The organism is Corynebacterium auris, assembly GCF_030408575.1.
GTDB lineage: Bacteria > Actinomycetota > Actinomycetes > Mycobacteriales > Mycobacteriaceae > Corynebacterium > Corynebacterium auris.
Map to the genome: position 1 here is coordinate 1,574,492 of NZ_CP047047.1, position 15,686 is coordinate 1,590,177.

General features: G+C 69.5%; 12 protein-coding genes. All 12 read right to left on the reverse strand.

Going from position 1 to position 15,686, the window contains the following annotated elements; genetic code table 11:
• Nucleotides 1-1,476, reverse strand: a complete 1,476-nt coding sequence (gene murC, locus CAURIS_RS07530) for a UDP-N-acetylmuramate--L-alanine ligase (RefSeq protein ID WP_290341430.1) — start codon at nt 1,474-1,476, stop codon at nt 1-3.
• Between the two features lie 78 nt (nt 1,477-1,554).
• Nucleotides 1,555-2,682: a UDP-N-acetylglucosamine--N-acetylmuramyl-(pentapeptide) pyrophosphoryl-undecaprenol N-acetylglucosamine transferase gene (locus CAURIS_RS07535; RefSeq protein WP_290341431.1), complete on the reverse strand. Its 1,128-nt coding sequence runs from the start codon at nt 2,680-2,682 to the stop codon at nt 1,555-1,557.
• 27 nt (nt 2,683-2,709) lie between these two features.
• Nucleotides 2,710-4,263, reverse strand: coding sequence for an FtsW/RodA/SpoVE family cell cycle protein (locus tag CAURIS_RS07540; protein ID WP_435383993.1), 1,554 nt, complete (start codon nt 4,261-4,263; stop codon nt 2,710-2,712).
• A 102-nt stretch (nt 4,264-4,365) separates the two neighbouring features.
• On the reverse strand, nt 4,366-5,769 hold the full coding sequence (murD, locus tag CAURIS_RS07545) for a UDP-N-acetylmuramoyl-L-alanine--D-glutamate ligase (protein WP_290343353.1): 1,404 nt from the start codon (nt 5,767-5,769) through the stop codon (nt 4,366-4,368).
• Between the two features lie 17 nt (nt 5,770-5,786).
• On the reverse strand, nt 5,787-6,893 hold the full coding sequence (gene mraY, locus CAURIS_RS07550) for a phospho-N-acetylmuramoyl-pentapeptide-transferase (protein ID WP_290341432.1): 1,107 nt from the start codon (nt 6,891-6,893) through the stop codon (nt 5,787-5,789).
• Between the two features lie 62 nt (nt 6,894-6,955).
• Nucleotides 6,956-8,503, reverse strand: coding sequence for a UDP-N-acetylmuramoyl-tripeptide--D-alanyl-D-alanine ligase (locus tag CAURIS_RS07555; RefSeq protein WP_290341433.1), 1,548 nt, complete (start codon nt 8,501-8,503; stop codon nt 6,956-6,958).
• Nucleotides 8,500-10,095 (reverse strand): UDP-N-acetylmuramoyl-L-alanyl-D-glutamate--2,6-diaminopimelate ligase, encoded by a 1,596-nt coding sequence (locus tag CAURIS_RS07560; RefSeq protein ID WP_290341434.1) that lies wholly within the window; start codon nt 10,093-10,095, stop codon nt 8,500-8,502. The genes CAURIS_RS07555 and CAURIS_RS07560 overlap by 4 nt, the downstream gene beginning before the upstream one ends.
• 22 nt (nt 10,096-10,117) lie before the next feature.
• Nucleotides 10,118-12,148 carry a peptidoglycan D,D-transpeptidase FtsI family protein gene (locus tag CAURIS_RS07565; RefSeq protein ID WP_435383994.1) on the reverse strand — a complete coding sequence of 677 codons (2,031 nt, stop codon included), beginning with the start codon at nt 12,146-12,148 and terminating at the stop codon, nt 10,118-10,120.
• Nucleotides 12,149-12,279: 131 nt separating this feature from the next.
• Nucleotides 12,280-13,095, reverse strand: coding sequence for a cell division protein FtsL (gene ftsL / locus CAURIS_RS07570; protein ID WP_290341435.1), 816 nt, complete (start codon nt 13,093-13,095; stop codon nt 12,280-12,282).
• The gene (gene rsmH / locus CAURIS_RS07575) at nt 13,092-14,093 is read right to left on the reverse strand and encodes a 16S rRNA (cytosine(1402)-N(4))-methyltransferase RsmH (RefSeq protein WP_290343355.1); all 1,002 of its coding nucleotides are present in this window, start codon (nt 14,091-14,093) and stop codon (nt 13,092-13,094) included. The genes ftsL and rsmH overlap by 4 nt, the downstream gene beginning before the upstream one ends.
• Before the next feature lie 243 nt (nt 14,094-14,336).
• On the reverse strand, nt 14,337-14,771 hold the full coding sequence (gene mraZ, locus CAURIS_RS07580; RefSeq protein ID WP_290341436.1) for a division/cell wall cluster transcriptional repressor MraZ: 435 nt from the start codon (nt 14,769-14,771) through the stop codon (nt 14,337-14,339).
• Between the two features lie 470 nt (nt 14,772-15,241).
• The gene (locus CAURIS_RS07585) at nt 15,242-15,625 is read right to left on the reverse strand and encodes a DUF3040 domain-containing protein (protein WP_290341438.1); all 384 of its coding nucleotides are present in this window, start codon (nt 15,623-15,625) and stop codon (nt 15,242-15,244) included.
• Nucleotides 15,626-15,686 lie beyond the last annotated feature (61 nt).

The following is a 15,686-nucleotide window of genomic DNA, read 5'->3' on the forward strand; positions in this document are numbered from 1 at the left end:
TCACCCCTCCTGCGCCAGCGCAGAGAGGATCTCCTCGGCGAGCATGGTCACGGTGCCGGCGCCCATCGTCAAAACTATGTCGCCGGGGCGCGTGAGCTCGCGCACGGTCGCCGGCGCCGCGGAAAAGTCCGGTTCGTAGCGCACCTCGGTCGCGGTCCTGTCGATGCGGTCGGTGATGATGCGCGAGTCCATCCCCTCCACCGGGGTCTCGCGGGCGCCGAAGATGTCCAGGACAACGGCGGCGTCGGCGCGCGACAAAGCGGCGGCGAACTCGGCCGCGAACTCGCGCGTGCGCGAATACAGGTGCGGCTGGAAGCACACAACCACCCGCGCGCCGCCGCCCTCCGCCCGAGCCTTCTCGCGCGCGGCGCCGAGCACGGCGGCGACCTCGGTCGGGTGGTGGGCGTAGTCATCGTAGACGCGCGCTCCGGCGAAAGTGCCCTCGGCCACCTCGCCCTTGAACTCGAAGCGGCGCCGCACGCCGGTGTACTCGCTGAGCCCCGCCGCCAGGCGCTGCGGGTCGGCCCCCGCGCACGCCCCGGCCAGAAGCGCCGCCACCGAGTTGAGCACCATGTGGTGCCCCGGCACGGACATCGAGTACTCGACCCGCCGCTCGGCCCCACCCACGGCCAGGTCAACCCGCACCTGGGCCGGCCCGCCGCAGTGGGCCTCCTCGGCGATGATTGCGCCGGCGGGCACGTCGGGGCAGACTTCCGCCGCGGCGGCGGTGCCGTAGCCGAGTACCGTCACCCCGCGCTGAATCGCCCGCCTGCCGCACTCGACGGCGTGCGCGTCGTCGAGGCAGACCACGAGCGTGCCGGATTCCGTGACGCGGTCGGCGAAGTCGTCGAAGACGCGGAAGTAGGAGTCCGCGTCGCCGAAGTAGTCCAGGTGGTCCGGCTCGATGTTGGTGATCACGGCGATGTCCGGCGCGTAACGCAGCAGCGAGGCGTCCGATTCGTCCGCCTCCGCCGCGAAGATGCGGCCCTGCCCGTGGTGCGCGTTCGTCCCCGCGCGGTTGAGCTGGCCACCGATGGCGAAGCTCGGCTCCTCCCCCGCCGCCTGCAGCGCCACCACGGCCATGGAGGTCGTCGAGGTTTTCCCGTGCGTTCCCGCGAAGAGCACTTGGGTGTAGCCCTCCATCAGCTCAGCGAGCAGGTCGGAGCGGCGCAGGACCGGGATGGCCTCCGCGCGGGCGCGCGCCAGCTCGGGGTTGTCCTGCGGGATCGCGGCGAAGCTGGTCACCACGGCCGTCGGCAGCTCACCCGCCAAGTCGAGGTTGTCCGCTGCGTGGCCCACCGCGATCTGCGCCCCCCGCGCCCGCAGCGCGCGCACCGGCAGGGAATCCTTCACGTCGGAGCCCGTGACTACACTGCCGCGATCGAGCAGGATGTGCGCCACCCCCGACATGCCGGAGCCGCCGATGCCGATGAGGTGAACGCGGGCAAGATCGACGTCACTGCCGGGGTGATTCATGTTTTCGGGCGCTCCTTCGCAGGGCTTGTTCTCAGGGCTTGTTCTCAGGGCCGGGCGGGTTGCGTACGACACGCGATTCTAGTGGGCACGCGCGGCGCGCACGACGCGGGTGGCAAGCTCGCGGGCGACGTCTCCGGCGCCCGAGCTATCCAGCGCCTCCTGCATGCGCGCGCGTTTGCCGGGCTCGCCGAGAATGCTCGTCACCGCTGCGCTCAGCGCCTCCGGGGTGAGCTCGGAGTCGTCGATGCGCACCGCCGCGCCGAGGTCGACGAGGTGGGCCGAGTTGAGCCCCTGCTCGCCGTTACCGTGCGGCAGCGGGATGTAGATCGCCGGGATCCCGGCCGCCGAGTTCTCCGCCACCGTCATCGCCCCGGAACGGCACACCACGAGGTCAGCGACGGCGTAGGCAGCCTCCATGTCGTCGATGTAGGGCACCGCCGTGTAGTGATCGTGCGCGGCGGGGGCGTCGTTCTTGCGCCCATAGGCGTGCAGCACCTGCGCGCCCGCGGCCGTGATGGCCTCCACCGCGCTGGCCACGGCGCTGTTAATGCTCACCGCGCCCTGGGAACCGCCCGTGACCAGCACGGTCATGCGCTCCGGGTCGAGGCCCCACGTGCGGTAGCCGCGCCGCGCCTTCTCCCCATCTGCGTCCTCACCCACTCCGGGGCGCACCGGGATACCGACGGTCTCGCCCGGCATACCCGAGCCCGCGACGGCGTTGAGGCCAACCCCGCCGAGGCGCACTCCAAGCTTGTTGGCCATGCCGGCCAGCGCGTTGGTCTCCAGCACGAAAAAAGGCAGGCGCAGCGACGCCGCCGCGATGTACGCGGGGGCCGCGACATAACCGCCGGTTCCGAAAACGACCTGCGCGCCGGATTCGCGCAGCACCCGGCGCGTCTGCCGCACCGCGCGGGCCAGCTTGAAGGGCACGCCCGCCAGGCGCCAGGGCGCGCCCCGCGGCACCGGGACCGGGTCGATCAGCTCGAGGGCGAAGCCGCGGGCCGGCACGATCGTGGTTTCCAGGCCCTTCTCGGTGCCCAGAGCGGTCACGGTGGCCCCGAACTCGTCGCGCAGGACCTCCCCGACAGCCAGCGCCGGTTCGATATGCCCGGCGGTTCCGCCGCCGGCGAGGACGACGCTGAGCGGGCCGGAGCCGTCGTGCACCTTGTCAGCGGCGTCTTTGTCCGCTGGATCTGCTTCTGCCATGTCTGGAGTACTCCTTTTCGTGTGCAGCTAGCCCGCGCGGCGGGCGTCGGTCGGGTCCCAGGATCCGCGCGGCGCGGGCTGGGGCCGCGGGGCCGTGCGGGCCGGTGAGGCAGGGCGGGCGCGGGTCGCCGGGCGCCCGGCGGCGGCGGTGGGGCGTCGAGAAGCTTCGCTCGGACGCGCGGTGACGGGGGTGCCAAAGCGCGCCTCGCGGCGAGAGCGCGCCCCCCGCCCGCTTTCGGCGCGGCGCGCTGCGCGGGACTGCCCCGGGGTGGTGGGCTCGCCGATACCGAGGAAGCGATCGAAGGCAGGCCGGCCGTAGTTCTGCATGGCGGACACCGCGTCGGGTTCGTGGCGGGCGATGGAGGCCAACACGCCCATGGAGGCGAGCGTGATCACAGCGGAGGTACCTCCGGCGGAGACCATCGGTAGCTGGATGCCGGTCACCGGCAGCAGGCCCACCACGTAGCCGATGTTGATGAAGGCCTGCGAGACCACCCCGGCTGCGAGCGAGGCCGCCATGAGCGCCTGGAACTGGTTCTGCGCGCGACGCGCCGTACGCAGCCCGAAGTAGCCGAGCAGGGCGAACAGGGCGATCACGAGCGCACCTCCCCACAGCCCGAGCTCCTCGCCGATCACCGCGAAGATGAAGTCGTTGCGCGCCTCAGGGAGGTAGAACCACTTGGCGCGGGACTGGCCCAGGCCGACGCCGAGCAGGGAGCCGTCGGCAAGCGAGAGGAAGCCCTGGTGCGATTGGAAGGCGACGCCGCGCGTGTCGTCGAAATGGCCGAAAAGCGCGTCGAAGTAGACGGTGAAGCGGTCGGAGCGGTACCCGCCGGAGACGAAGACAACCACCAGCAGGCTGATCGTGCCCACGATAGCTGCGCCCGCGATGAAGGCCTTGGAGATCCCGGCGAAGATGAGGATGAGGCCCGCGACGATGGCGAAGGAGACGGCCATGCCGAAGTCACGCTGCGCCGCGATGAGCCCGAGGCACAGCGCCGCCACCGCAATGAAGGCGACGAAGCCGTTATTTGGCTTCGACGGGCGCCGGTAGTCCTTGTTTGCCAGGGTCTTCGCCCCCCACACGGCGATGGCCACGCGGGCCAGCTCGGAAGGTTGCAGCCGCAGCGGGCCGAGCGCAATCCAGGACTGGGAGCCCACCTCGTCCCCACCGATGCCGATGCCGGGGATGAGCACGAGGATAAGCAGCACGACGGCAGCGGCCATAACGACGTCTGCGAACCTGCGCATCACCTCGGGCGAGACCTTGAGCATCACCCAGAACAAAAACAGCCCGAAGGCGACCATGAGGCCCTGGCGCAGTGTGGTCGCCCAGACGCTTGACGACGCGGCGAAGCTCGACGCCATCGACGAGCTGGTGACCATGACTATTCCGAGGCCCGCGAGCACCAGAACGACGGTGCGGATCACGGTGTAATCCAGCAGCGGACGCGCGTCCATTGCGTCGTTGAGGCGACGCTGGGCGGCTGCAAAACCACCCTCCTGCGCCCGCGCGGGGCCTGGCTGCTGAGCTGCGTTTCTGCGGGGTTGGTACTCCCGCGCACCGCGCGTCACGGTCATGGCCACCGCCCTTTCTCCTCGTTCGCCCCAGAGCTCACTTCAGACACATTAGCCACAATAGACTGTGGGGCGGTAGCTCCGGGCGGAGCAACACGGCTCGCGTTAGGAGTGTCTCATGGCGGCGGCCGCAAAGTAGTCGCCACGCTGGGACATGCCGGAAAACATGTCGAGGCTGGCCGCGGCGGGAGCCAGCAGCACCGTGTCCCCCGGGCGCGCCTGGGTCGCCGCGAAGTCGACGACCGCGTCCATCGCCCGCGCTGGGTCCGCCTCGTCCGTCACCCACACGGGCACATTCGGGGCCAGGCGCCGGAGCGCCTCGCGCAGGATCTCCCGGTCCGCCCCGATTAGCCCCACGGCCCGGAACCGGTGGGCGTGGGCGCGCACCAGGTCGTCGACCTCGGCGCCTTTGAGCTGCCCGCCGGCGATCCACACCACGGTGCCTGCCCCGGCGAGCGCCGAATCGGCCGCGTGCGGGTTGGTCGCCTTGGAGTTGTCCACCCAGTCGACGCCCCCCGCGGAGTGCACCACCGCGCCGCGGTGGCCCGCCACTCGGTAACCCGCCAGCCCTGCCCTGATCCGTTCGGGGTGCACGCCCTGGCTGTGGGCCGCCGCCGCCGCGGCAAGCGCGTCGTAGACACCGGCCGCGCCGGCGGGCTCGATGCCTGCCGCGCTGGCCAGCTCGACCTCTTCCCCGCCGCGCCTGGCGACGATGGCCTCACCCTTGATCCCGACCTGGTTCTCCCCCGGCTCCGCGAGGGTGAACCCGATGACGTCACCGCGCCCGCTCTCGCGCACGAGGCGCGCCACCTCGGCGTCGTCTATCCCGGCCACCGCGGTCTCCGCCCGAAGCAGCCGCGCCTTGTCGTGCGCGTACGCGGCGAAGGAGCCGTGCCAATCGATGTGGTCGGCCGCGAGGTTGAGCAGCACCCCGGCCGTCGGTCGCAGCTCGCGCGACCAGTGCAGCTGGAAGCTCGACAGCTCCGCTACCAGCACGTCCACGCGCTCTTCCGACAGGAGCGCGTCGCTGACGGAGAGCCCGATGTTGCCGCAGGCCACCGCGTCCAATCCCGTGTCGCGGGCGGATTCGGCCATGATCGCCGCCAGCATTCCCGTCGTCGTGGTTTTCCCGTTCGTGCCCGTCACCGCCAGCCACGTCCGCGGGGCGCCGAACACGCCCGCCCGGTCGAGGCGGAAGCACAGTTCCACGTCGCCGTAGACCTCCAGCCCCGCCTCCGCCGCGGCGCGCAGCAGTGGCGTGTCGGGGCGCCAGCCGGGGGAGGTGACCACAGTGGAAAACTGACTGAGCGCGCGCTCCGCCTCGGCGGTGCTCATCGCCTGGGCCTGCGTTTCCTGCGCCACGGCGGCGAGGTTGTCCGCGTTATCGTCGGCCACGCTGAAGGCAACGCCGAGCGCCGCGAGCAGCTTGGCCGCCCCGCGGCCGGAGACCCCCGCGCCGGCGATGAGAACGCCGCGGCGCAGCTCGGCGGGCACGTTGTCCGGCGCCATCGCGATCCGGCCCCCCATCAGCCCGCCGCCCCGCTCAGCGAAAGCCACTCGCCATAGAACACGGCCACGCCGAGCGCGCCCGCCATAGCGGAGAGGATCCAGAAGCGGATGACCACCGTTGTCTCCGGCCACCCGCCGTTTTCAAAGTGGTGGTGGATAGGGGCCATGCGGAAGACTCGCTTGCCGGTGGCGCGGAAGGAAAGCACCTGGATAACCACGGAGGCGGCCTCCAGCACGAACAGCGCGCCGATGATCACCATGAGCAGCTCCGTCTTGCTGGTCACGGACAGCCCCGCCACCAGGCCGCCGAGCGCCAGCGAGCCCGTGTCACCCATGAAGATCTTGGCCGGGGAGGCGTTCCACCACAGAAAGCCGATGGTGGCGCCGAACCCGGCGGCGGCCAGAGTGGCCAGGTCGAGCGGGTCGCGCACGTCGTAGCACCCCGGCCCCGGCGCGGCGGTGCAGGACTGGCGGAACTGCCAGAACGTGATCGCGGTGTAGCCGGCCATGACGAAGGCCGTGGCGCCGGAGGCCAGCCCATCCAGCCCGTCGGTGAGGTTCACGGCGTTCGACCAGGCCGCGAGCAGGATGTAGACGAAGACCAGGAACACGATGGTGCCAATCACGCCGCCGACCGCTGCGAAGTCGACGATGTCCATGTCGCGCACGAAGCTTAACGACGTCGAACCCGGCGTGAGCCCCTCCGCGTTGGGGAACTGCAGGATGAGCAGCCCGAAGATGAGCGCGATAGCCAGCTGCGCGATCAGCTTCGCCGTTTTGTTCAGCCCGAGGTTGCGCTTCATGAACAGCTTAATGCCGTCGTCCGCGAAGCCGACGCCGCCGAGGGCCAGCGTCAGCCCCAGCACGATCCACCCCGAGGCGGTGAAGGCCGCGTGCCCGCTAGCTAGTGCCCACAGCCCGGCGGCGACGTAGCCGAGGGTGATGCCGGCGAGGATCGCTATGCCGCCCATGGTCGGCGTGCCGCGCTTCCGGGCGTGGGAGGCCGGCCCGTCCTCGCGGATCTCCTGGCCGAGGGCGCGGTGGTTGAAGTACCGGATGAGGACGGGGGTGAGGAAGATAGCGACGAGAAAGCTCACTATCGCGGCGATGATGATCTGGACCATGTGCGTTAATTACCGTGTTTTTCTAGCGGGCCCGCCCGGCGCGTTCGGCGGTTGTGCCCGGCTCAGTTCTGTTGATTCTTGCCGTCCCTAAGGTTATGCCCCGCGAGAAGCTGCTCCGCAACTCCCCACAGCCCGGCGGCGTTTGACGCTTTGACCAGCACAACGTCGCGTGCACTGCGCTCGTACCAGCCCTCTACCCCGGCGGGCGGGGCCGCCAGGATCGACCGGACGCGCGCGGCTGCGTCGTCGACCCCGCTGGCGGTGGACGTCGCAATGCCCCGGGCGCGGGCCTGCTGGACAAGCGCGCGCATCGGTTCCGTCCGCCCCACCGCGACGAGGTGGGTGACGTCGTAGCGGGCGAGCTCGTCGCCGAGCTCGCGGTGCGTGTCCACTGCGTTGCTGCCGAGCTCGTTCATCTCCCCCAGCACGGCGATCGAGCGCACCCCGGGGCGCGCAGCCGCGGTGTAGCCGAGCGCGGCGATACCGGCGCGCATCGAGTCCGGGTTGGCGTTGTAGGCGTCGTTGATCACGGTTACCCCGTCGGCGCGGGTGTGGACGTCCATGCGGTTGACGGAGACACCGTGGGCGCCGCTGAGCGCGGAGGCCACCGTCGCGGCGGGCACGCCGGATTCAATGCCGACGGCGGCGGCGGCCAGCGCGTTGGAGACCTGGTGCGCGCCAAAGACATTCAGGCAGACGCGCTGCGGGTCCTGACCCGGCGAGTGCAGGGTGAAGCTGGCCCGCGCGACGTCGTCAAGCTCGATGTCCGTGGCATAGTAATCCGCGTCCTTCGACTGGGTGGAGAAGGTGACCACGCGGGCGCGGGTGCGCCGCGCCATCCCGGCGACGAGGTCGTCGTCGGCGTTGAGGATGGCAACGCCGCCCCGCTCGGCCTCGGGCAGCGCTTCTACCAGCTCGCCCTTGGCCTGCGCGATGTTCTCGCGCGAACCGAACTCGCCGAGGTGGGCAGAACCGACGTTGAGCACCACCCCGATACGCGGCGGGGCAATCTGGGCGAGGTGCGCGATGTGACCAATCCCCCGCGCGGACATCTCCGCGACGAGGAAGTCGGTCGTCTCAGTGCAGCGCAGCACGGTGTAGGGGTGGCCGATCTCGTTGTTGAACGAGCCGGGCGGGGCGACCGTCTCCCCCGCGGTGGACAGCACCGCGGCGATCAGGTCCTTCGTCGACGTCTTTCCCGCCGAGCCGGTCACACCCGTAATAGAAAGGCCGCTGTTGCGCGTCAGCTCGCGGGCGACGTAGGCGGCGAGGGAGGACATCGCCGCGACCACCGCCGCGACGGAGCCGTCCTTGTCGTTGGCGGCCAAATCGGAATTATCGCCCGCGCGCCTGTCCACCCGCGGCACGATGACGGCCGGGGCCGCCACATCGCGCGCCGCGAGCACCGCCACCGCGCCCTGCTCCACGGCGGCGGGGGCAAAGTCGTGTCCGTCCGCGCGCGCACCGCTGAGCGCCACAAATAGCCCGCCGTCGGCGATCTTGCGGGAGTCGAACTCGACAAAGCCGCCCACCACGGCGTCCGGGTCCGCGTGCTCGTTGAGCGTGCCGCCGGTGATCTCCGCGATGGTGCGGAGCTTAAGTGGGATCATGGTCGCCTTCCTTCGCTGCCCTCGTGTGTGTGTTCTCTCGTGCTCGCCCCGCCGGAATCAGCGCCACCGGAATCGCTATGTTCACCGTAACCGGAAAGCGACAGGGCCCGGCGCATTTCTTTCCTGTCGTCGAACGGGTGCGTTGTCGTGCCCACGATCTGCCCGACCTCGTGGCCCTTGCCCACCACGATCACCGCGTCTCCTGGGCGCGCCCAGGCGATCAGCTCCTCGATCGCCTCGGCGCGCGATTTAGACTCCCGGATCTCCGCGTTCGCCCCCGCCGCGGCAGCGCCTTCGATAACAGCCGCGCGGATTGCCGCGGGGTCCTCGGTACGCGGGTTGTCGTCGGTAACAATGACCAGGTCGGCCCGCTGCGCGGCCTCCCGGCCCATGAGCGGGCGCTTCGAGGCGTCGCGGTCGCCGCCGGCTCCAATGACGACCCCGACGCGCCCGGCGACCTGCCCGCGCAGCGTCTCAAGCGCAGCCGCGACCGCCGCCGGCTTGTGCGCGTAGTCAACCACCGCGACGAAGTCCTGGCCCGCGTCGATGCGCTCCATGCGCCCCGGCACCGCGGCGTTTTCCAGCCCGGAGACGAAGCGCCCCACGTCCACGCCGGCGGCGTGCGCCATCGCCGTGGCGAGCGCGGCGTTGGCCACGTTGAACGCGCCCGGCAGCGGCAGCGTCAGCTCGTAAGCGGCGCCCGCCAGGGTCAGGCTGATGTGTTGGGCACCGGCCGGGGTGACGTCGAGAAGCGTCGCGGAGCAATCGAGCACCGCTTGGCCGCGCGTGCCCACGGCGAGACCCTCGCCTGCCCTGTCGAGCATCCGCTCGCCCCACGCATCGTCGACGCAGACGACGCTGCGGGCGGCGTGGACGGGCGAGGCCGGGTCGAAAAAGCGCGCCTTCGCCTCGAAGTAGTCCTCCATCGTCGGGTGGAAGTCAAGGTGGTCCTGGCTGAGGTTGGTAAAGCCCGCGACGTCGAAGAAACTGCCGTCCACGCGCCCGAGGCTCAGCGCGTGGGAGGACACCTCCATCACCACGTGCGTCACCCCCTCGCTCAGCATCTGCGCGAACAACGCCTGCAGGGTGGGTGCCTCCGGCGTGGTCAGACTCGTCGGCACGTCGCGCCCGCGGATGCGGGTGCCCGTCGTGCCAATCAGCCCCACCTCGCAGCCGGCGGCGATCAGCCCCTGCTCGAGGAGGTAGGTCGTGGTGGTCTTGCCCGAGGTGCCCGTCACTCCGAGCAGGGTCAGGCTTTTCGACGGCTGACCGTAGACGCGCGCCGATACCCTCCCGAGCACGGCGCGAACGTCCTCGACGACGAGGACGGGCCGCTTCTCCCCGGCCTTGGCCAGGATCTCCCGCCCCGCCGCGTCTGTGAGGATGGCCGCGGCCGCGGACTGCGCCGCGTAGGTCGCGCCGTGGACGCGGGTGCCCGGAAGCGCTGCGAACAGCCCGCCCGGGGCGGCCTGGCCGGAGTCGAGGCTGACCGAGCTGATCTGCAGGTCGGCAGCGTCCTCGCTCACCACCGCCCCCGCCTCAGCGGCGAGCTGCCCAAGGGTGGGGGTTACGGCACTTGGGGTCGACTTCACGTTCCACTCTCTTTCCGCAGGCTTAGCGTTCCTGCAACACGTACGGTTCGGCAGGCGGGCTCTGGGGCAGATTCTCCCGGTTGATCAGCCAGCCCGCGATCTCGCGGAACACCGGCGCCGTGGTCTGGCCGCCCGCTCCACCCGGAAGGGGCCCGCGCTGCGGCTCGTCGAGCATGACGGCGACAACAAAGCGCGGATCATCGGCCGGGGCGACGCCCGCGAAGGTGATCCAGAACTCGCTTTGAGAGTACGCCCCCGTCTCTTCGTTGACCTTCTGGGCCGTCCCCGTCTTTCCGGAGAGCTGGTAACCCTCGATGTCGCTTCCTTGGGCGGTTCCCGAATCTATTCCCGTCGGGTCTTCCTGGAAGGTGGCGCGGAACATGTCGACAACCGTGCGGGCCGTCTCCTCGCTGACCACGCGGGTGCGCGCGGGCTCCTCCTGGGGCACGTCGTTCCCGGCGGCGTCGGTGACCTTCGCGATAATGCGCGGCTCGATGCGTTCGCCGCCGTTGGCGAGCGCCTGGTAGACACCGGCCATCTGCAGCGTGGTCCAGCTCATGCCCTGACCAATAGGAAGGTTGGCGAAAGTTCCGCCGGACCACTGCTCGAGCACGGGCAGCAGGCCCGGGGACTCGTTGGGCAACTCCACTCCCGTCGTCTGCCCGATGCCGAAGCGCTGCAAGTACTCCCAATACTTCTCCTCGCCCAGGCGCTGCGCGATCTGGAGCGTGCCCACGTTGGAGGACTTCCCGAAGATCCCGGCGGTGGTGTAGGGCACGACGTCGTGCGCCCACGCGTCGTTGACCGTCACCCCCGCCATATCGATCGAGCCCGGAACCTGGTGGACCTCGTGCGGGTCCGTCACCCCTTCCTCGATCGCGGCGGCCGCGGCGATGATCTTCGCCACCGAGCCCGGCTCGTAGGGCGCGGACACGGCACCGTTCTCAAAGTCGCGCCCCTGCTCGAGCTGCTTTTCCACGTCGTTGTTGGGGTCGATGGTGTCCGTGTTCGCCATGGCCAGGATCTCGCCTGTCCGCGCGTCCAGGACAACGGCCTCCCCGCCCTTGGCCAGGGAGTTTTCCTTCGCCTGCTGGATGGTCTGCTGCACAAACGTCTGCAGGTCCAGGTCGACGGTGAGCTGGATCGTGGAGCCGTCGACCGCCGGGACCGCGTCGCGCAGCGTGCCGGGAATGGATTGCCCGTCGACGGAGACGTCCTCGGTGGAACGCCCGTTGATGCCCGTGAGCACCGAGTCGCTGGAGGCCTCGAGACCGAACTGTCCCTGCCCGTCCATGGAGACCCGGCCCAGAATGTTCTCCCCGATCGCACCGTTCGGGTACTGGCGGATTTCCTGCAGGTCGGCGGCCACGCCGTGGAAACGCTCCGCCACCTCCGCGGCCACGTCCGGGTCCACATTGCGCACGAGGATCTCGTAGTTCGTCTCGGCGTGAAGTTTGTCCAAAATGTCCTTCGCGCTCACGACACCGCTTTCGCCCGGCTTCGCTCCCGTGTCCTCGTCGGCGTCATGTTCCGTCCGGGCCGTGGAGCCAGAGACCTTTTGCTTCTCCTGATCCGCCTCCGCGATCATCACCGGGATCTCGTTGGCCATGGTGCGCAAGACGTCCTCGACTCGGGCGTCAATCTGGGCGTCGATAGCCTCCCGGGAGACGCCAGCCCTGCTCATCTCGGCCGCCTGCTGCTCGGCCAACTCGCGGCGCAGCAGGACCGGGGAGACCGTCAGCGAGCGGGCCTGCATGGTGTAGGCCAGCTCGTTGCCGGAGCGGTCCAGGATGGGGCCGCGCCGCGCGCGGTCCTCGTAAATGCGTTCCCTCTGCGCCACCGCCTGTTGCTGCAGCTCCGGCGCCCACACCACCTGAACCCAGGCGAGGCGCCCGACCAGGACGGCGCCAACAACAACGAAGGCCGCCGCGATAAACCTCGCGCGGCGGTGCGTCACCTTCTTCTGCGGCGCTGGCCCGGCACCGCTGGCGCCCTGCTCGCTGCGCCGGTGCCCCGGGTCGCGAGGTTGTCTCGTGCTGCTCACGGCCCGCATCCCACCTTCTTTGTCGTCCTTGTCGTCTCTGTAGTTGGGCGTTGTTTTCGCGCCCGGCTCGCGCCCTTATTGTGCCCGCCGCCCCGCGCCGCAGCGGGAGCGCCACACGGCCGCGGCGAAAACTCCCCCGCCTAGCGGTCGCTCGGTACGTTCGGCGCGTACGGCGCCAGGTTCCTCGGAGCGGTGTTGGCGGGAGCCGGGGTGTCCTCCGGGGCGGTGTTTTCCGGTGTGCTGTTTTCCGGGGCGCCGCCGCTTCCGAGCACGTTGCCACCCGGCACGGAGGTCAGGTTGTCGCCGAGCCGACGCGTCGCGTCCCGGTCGCTTGTCGCCCCGTCGGCTCGGGTGGGGGCACCGTTGACATCGATGATCTCCGTCGCCGCCTCCGGGTCGGCCGCCCGCTCCTCGTGGACCTCACCGGCCTCGTCGACCGCGAGGATCCCCGGGTGGCCGGGCACCACCATCCCGGCCTCGGCCGCGCGCTGGGCGATCTCCCCGGCAGAGCTGACGTCCTCGAGGTCCCGGTTCAACGACTCCACCGCGGCCTGCAGTTCGCGTTCACGCGACTGCAGCTGCTGGATAGTGAAGGACTGGCTGGTCGCGAGACCCGACAGCGCCATCGCGCAGACAACTCCCGCGATGAGTAGCAGTACGGCGGCCGCGGAGAGGGTGGACACCTTCTTTTTCGCGGCCCCCTGGACCCCGACGCGGCGGCCACGCACTGAGACGACCTGCTGCGATCCCAGCCGTCCGCCGCGCGCAACGCGCGGGGTGTGCGGCGCAACACGCCGTCCACCCGGCTGCTGCGTCGGCGCGCCGGTGCGCGGCCTGCGGTGTGGCGCCGCGGGACGTGTCAGCGTGGCCGTCCCAGACCGTGCCCCGGCGGTAAAATCCCGGCTGGCTCCCATGTGCGTGCCTTTCTCTTCGTGGTAGTTCCCGCGTGACGTCATTGCTCTTCCTCCGCACGCTTTTCGACGCCCCGCACCCGCACAGAAGCAGCCCTGGGGTTCAGGGCAATCTCCGCGTCGGAGGCCTTTTCCGCGCCGTTTGTGATGGAGCGGAAACGCGGCGCGGTGCCCGGCAAGTCGACGGGCAGGCCCTGTGGGGTCGTGGACGTGGTCAGCCGCGCGAACGCGGATTTCACGATCTTGTCCTCGAGCGACTGGTAGCTCATGAACACAGCCCTGCCGCCGACCCCAAGCAGGCCGGTGATGGCCGGAATCACGTTTTCCACCGCCTCGAGCTCCCGGTTGACCTCCACGCGCAGGGCCTGGAAGGTACGCTTCGCCGGGTGTCCGCCGGTGCGGCGGGTCGCGGCAGGGATGGCGTCGTACAGCAGCTCCACAAGCCTGCCGCTGCGCTCAAAGGGTTCTTTCTCCCGCTCGCGCAGGACCGCCGCGGCGATCTTTCCCGCGAAGCGTTCGTCGCCGTAGGTTTTGAGCACCCGCGCGAGGTCCCCGTGGCTGTACGTGTTCAAGATGTCCGCCGCAGTCTGTCCCTGCGTCGGGTCCATGCGCATGTCCAAGGGCGCGTCAACGCTGTAGGCGAACCCGCGGTCCTCGCGGTCGAGCTGCATCGAGGAGACACCGAGATCAAACAGTGCCCCGGCGACGCCGTGCTCGCGCACGGTGTCGAAGGCGTGCCCGTCCGCCGCGGCTGCCACACTCCCGATCTCGTCGAAGCGCGCCCGCACGGGCACAAAACGTTCGCCGAACTCCGCAAGCCTCTCCCCCGCCTCACGCAGGGCATCGGGGTCCCGGTCGACGCCGATCACGTGCGCTTCGGGGAAAACCCGCAAGAAGTGTTCGGTATGGCCGCCGGCTCCGAGGGTGCCGTCCACAATCACGGCCCGGGGGCCGTAGGCGGCAACCGCCGGCTCGAGCAGCTGCGCCATCCTGTCTCGCATGACGGGAACGTGGCCGCGGTTGGCGTCTATGCCGTAGTCCATGTCGGCGGGCTGCGCGTCGCCGCTGTCCGGTCTGGTCATGTCTTCCACCCCCTCCGCCTAGCGTTCGTCACCGTCAAATTTGCGTATTCCTTCAACCAGCGCGTGGCCGGGGGAGCGCATAGAGCCCTGCCCGGAGCGGCTGTTCTGATGTCGGGGAAGTACACCAGAACGCTTCTCGCCCCGGACAGAGTCCGTACACGCTCTCCGTCAGTAGTCAGCCGTCCGCTCGGCGGGTAGTCAGCCCTAGAGCAGACCGGAGAGAATGTCGTCGTCGTCAGCGGCCGCGAAGGCGGCCTCCGTTTCTTCTTGATATGTGTTCCAGGACTCGGCGTCCCAGATTTCGAGAAAATCGACCGAACCGATGACCACGCACTCCTTGCTCAGGCGTGCGTACTCCCGGTGCGCCGGCGACAGCGTGATGCGACCGGACCCGTCAAGCGTCTGCTCATCCGCGCTGGCAGCCAGGTTGCGGATAAAGGCACGTGCCTGCGGGTTCGTGCGGGACACGGCTGCGGCCTTGCGGGCGCGAGCCGCGAACTCCTCGCGCGGGTACACCGCGAGCGAGTGGTCCTGCCCCTTCGTCACCATCAGCCCGTCCGCCAGCTCCTCGCGGAACTTGGCGGGCAGTGTCAGGCGCCCCTTGTCGTCGAGCTTGGGAGTGTAGGTTCCCAGGAACATCCGGAGCCCACCTTCCTTCCACTCACCGACTTCGGTTGTTCAGTTTTCTCTGCGCCGACGCGCCGTGACACGTAGTCAGGATGCCACCACGTTTCGCCGCTGTGCCCCACTCTAACCCACTTTCCCCCACATACGCCACATCTGACCCGATTTTTTCTTGCCCGCGCCCGAAAAAAGCAGGTCAATAGCGAAAAACCGGTGGGGGACACGCCCGGAAGCCCAGCACACCACCCCCGCGTGGCCGGCCACGTACCTTTCCCGCCCAAAATTACTAATTCCGCCAACCTGCGCGAACGGTAGAAACGCGTGGCACTGGGCACGTACAACAACCCGCTCCCCCTCCAGTACGGGCAACTGTGGGGGAAAGTGGGAGACCCATCGAGCCCGTACGCGGCGCTGACGAACTCAGCATTCAGGCACAAAAAAACGCAGCCCCACTGGGGCTGCGCTCCACACGCGGCGAAAAACGCCTAGGACTCGAAGCGGCGGCGGAAGTTCTCCTCCATCGACGTCGCGCGCGGGGAGGATTTCTTTGCCCGCGCAGCTCCCGGCCGCTCGACCGGCCCCTGCGCCGGGGCACGCAGCGCCATGATCCCGCCGACGAGCATGACGATAAAGCCGACCACGCTTAGAGCAATCAGCCACATGCTAACTGTCGCCAACGCCACACCCCCAATGAGGAGGACAAGCCCCAGGACAATGACGGCGACGCTGCGCATGGTAAGCCTTCCCGTGCCACCGCCGACGGAGCTCGAGCCAGCATCGGGCATATTGCTGGCAAACGAGGGATCCTCGGCGAGGAGGGAACGCTCAATCTCTTGCAACGCGCGCTGTTCCTGCTCCGAAAGAGACATTCTTTACTCTCCTGCTCTACGTGGGGGGTGTTATCCGGGACTACTTGTTTCAACGCCCGAA

Bases quoted from the DNA above. Each gene is read 5' to 3' on its own strand.
- murC (WP_290341430.1), bottom strand. From the start codon at position 1,476: ATGAATCACCCCGGCAGTGACGTCGATCTTGCCCGCGTTCACCTCATC.
- CAURIS_RS07535 (WP_290341431.1), bottom strand. From the start codon at position 2,682: ATGGCAGAAGCAGATCCAGCGGACAAAGACGCCGCTGACAAGGTGCAC.
- CAURIS_RS07540 (WP_435383993.1), bottom strand. From the start codon at position 4,263: ATGACCGTGACGCGCGGTGCGCGGGAGTACCAACCCCGCAGAAACGCA.
- murD (WP_290343353.1), bottom strand. From the start codon at position 5,769: ATGGCGCCGGACAACGTGCCCGCCGAGCTGCGCCGCGGCGTTCTCATC.
- mraY (WP_290341432.1), bottom strand. From the start codon at position 6,893: ATGGTCCAGATCATCATCGCCGCGATAGTGAGCTTTCTCGTCGCTATC.
- CAURIS_RS07555 (WP_290341433.1), bottom strand. From the start codon at position 8,503: ATGATCCCACTTAAGCTCCGCACCATCGCGGAGATCACCGGCGGCACG.
- CAURIS_RS07565 (WP_435383994.1), bottom strand. From the start codon at position 12,148: ATGCGGGCCGTGAGCAGCACGAGACAACCTCGCGACCCGGGGCACCGG.
- ftsL (WP_290341435.1), bottom strand. From the start codon at position 13,095: ATGACGTCACGCGGGAACTACCACGAAGAGAAAGGCACGCACATGGGA.
- rsmH (WP_290343355.1), bottom strand. From the start codon at position 14,093: ATGGACTACGGCATAGACGCCAACCGCGGCCACGTTCCCGTCATGCGA.
- mraZ (WP_290341436.1), bottom strand. From the start codon at position 14,771: ATGTTCCTGGGAACCTACACTCCCAAGCTCGACGACAAGGGGCGCCTG.
- CAURIS_RS07585 (WP_290341438.1), bottom strand. From the start codon at position 15,625: ATGTCTCTTTCGGAGCAGGAACAGCGCGCGTTGCAAGAGATTGAGCGT.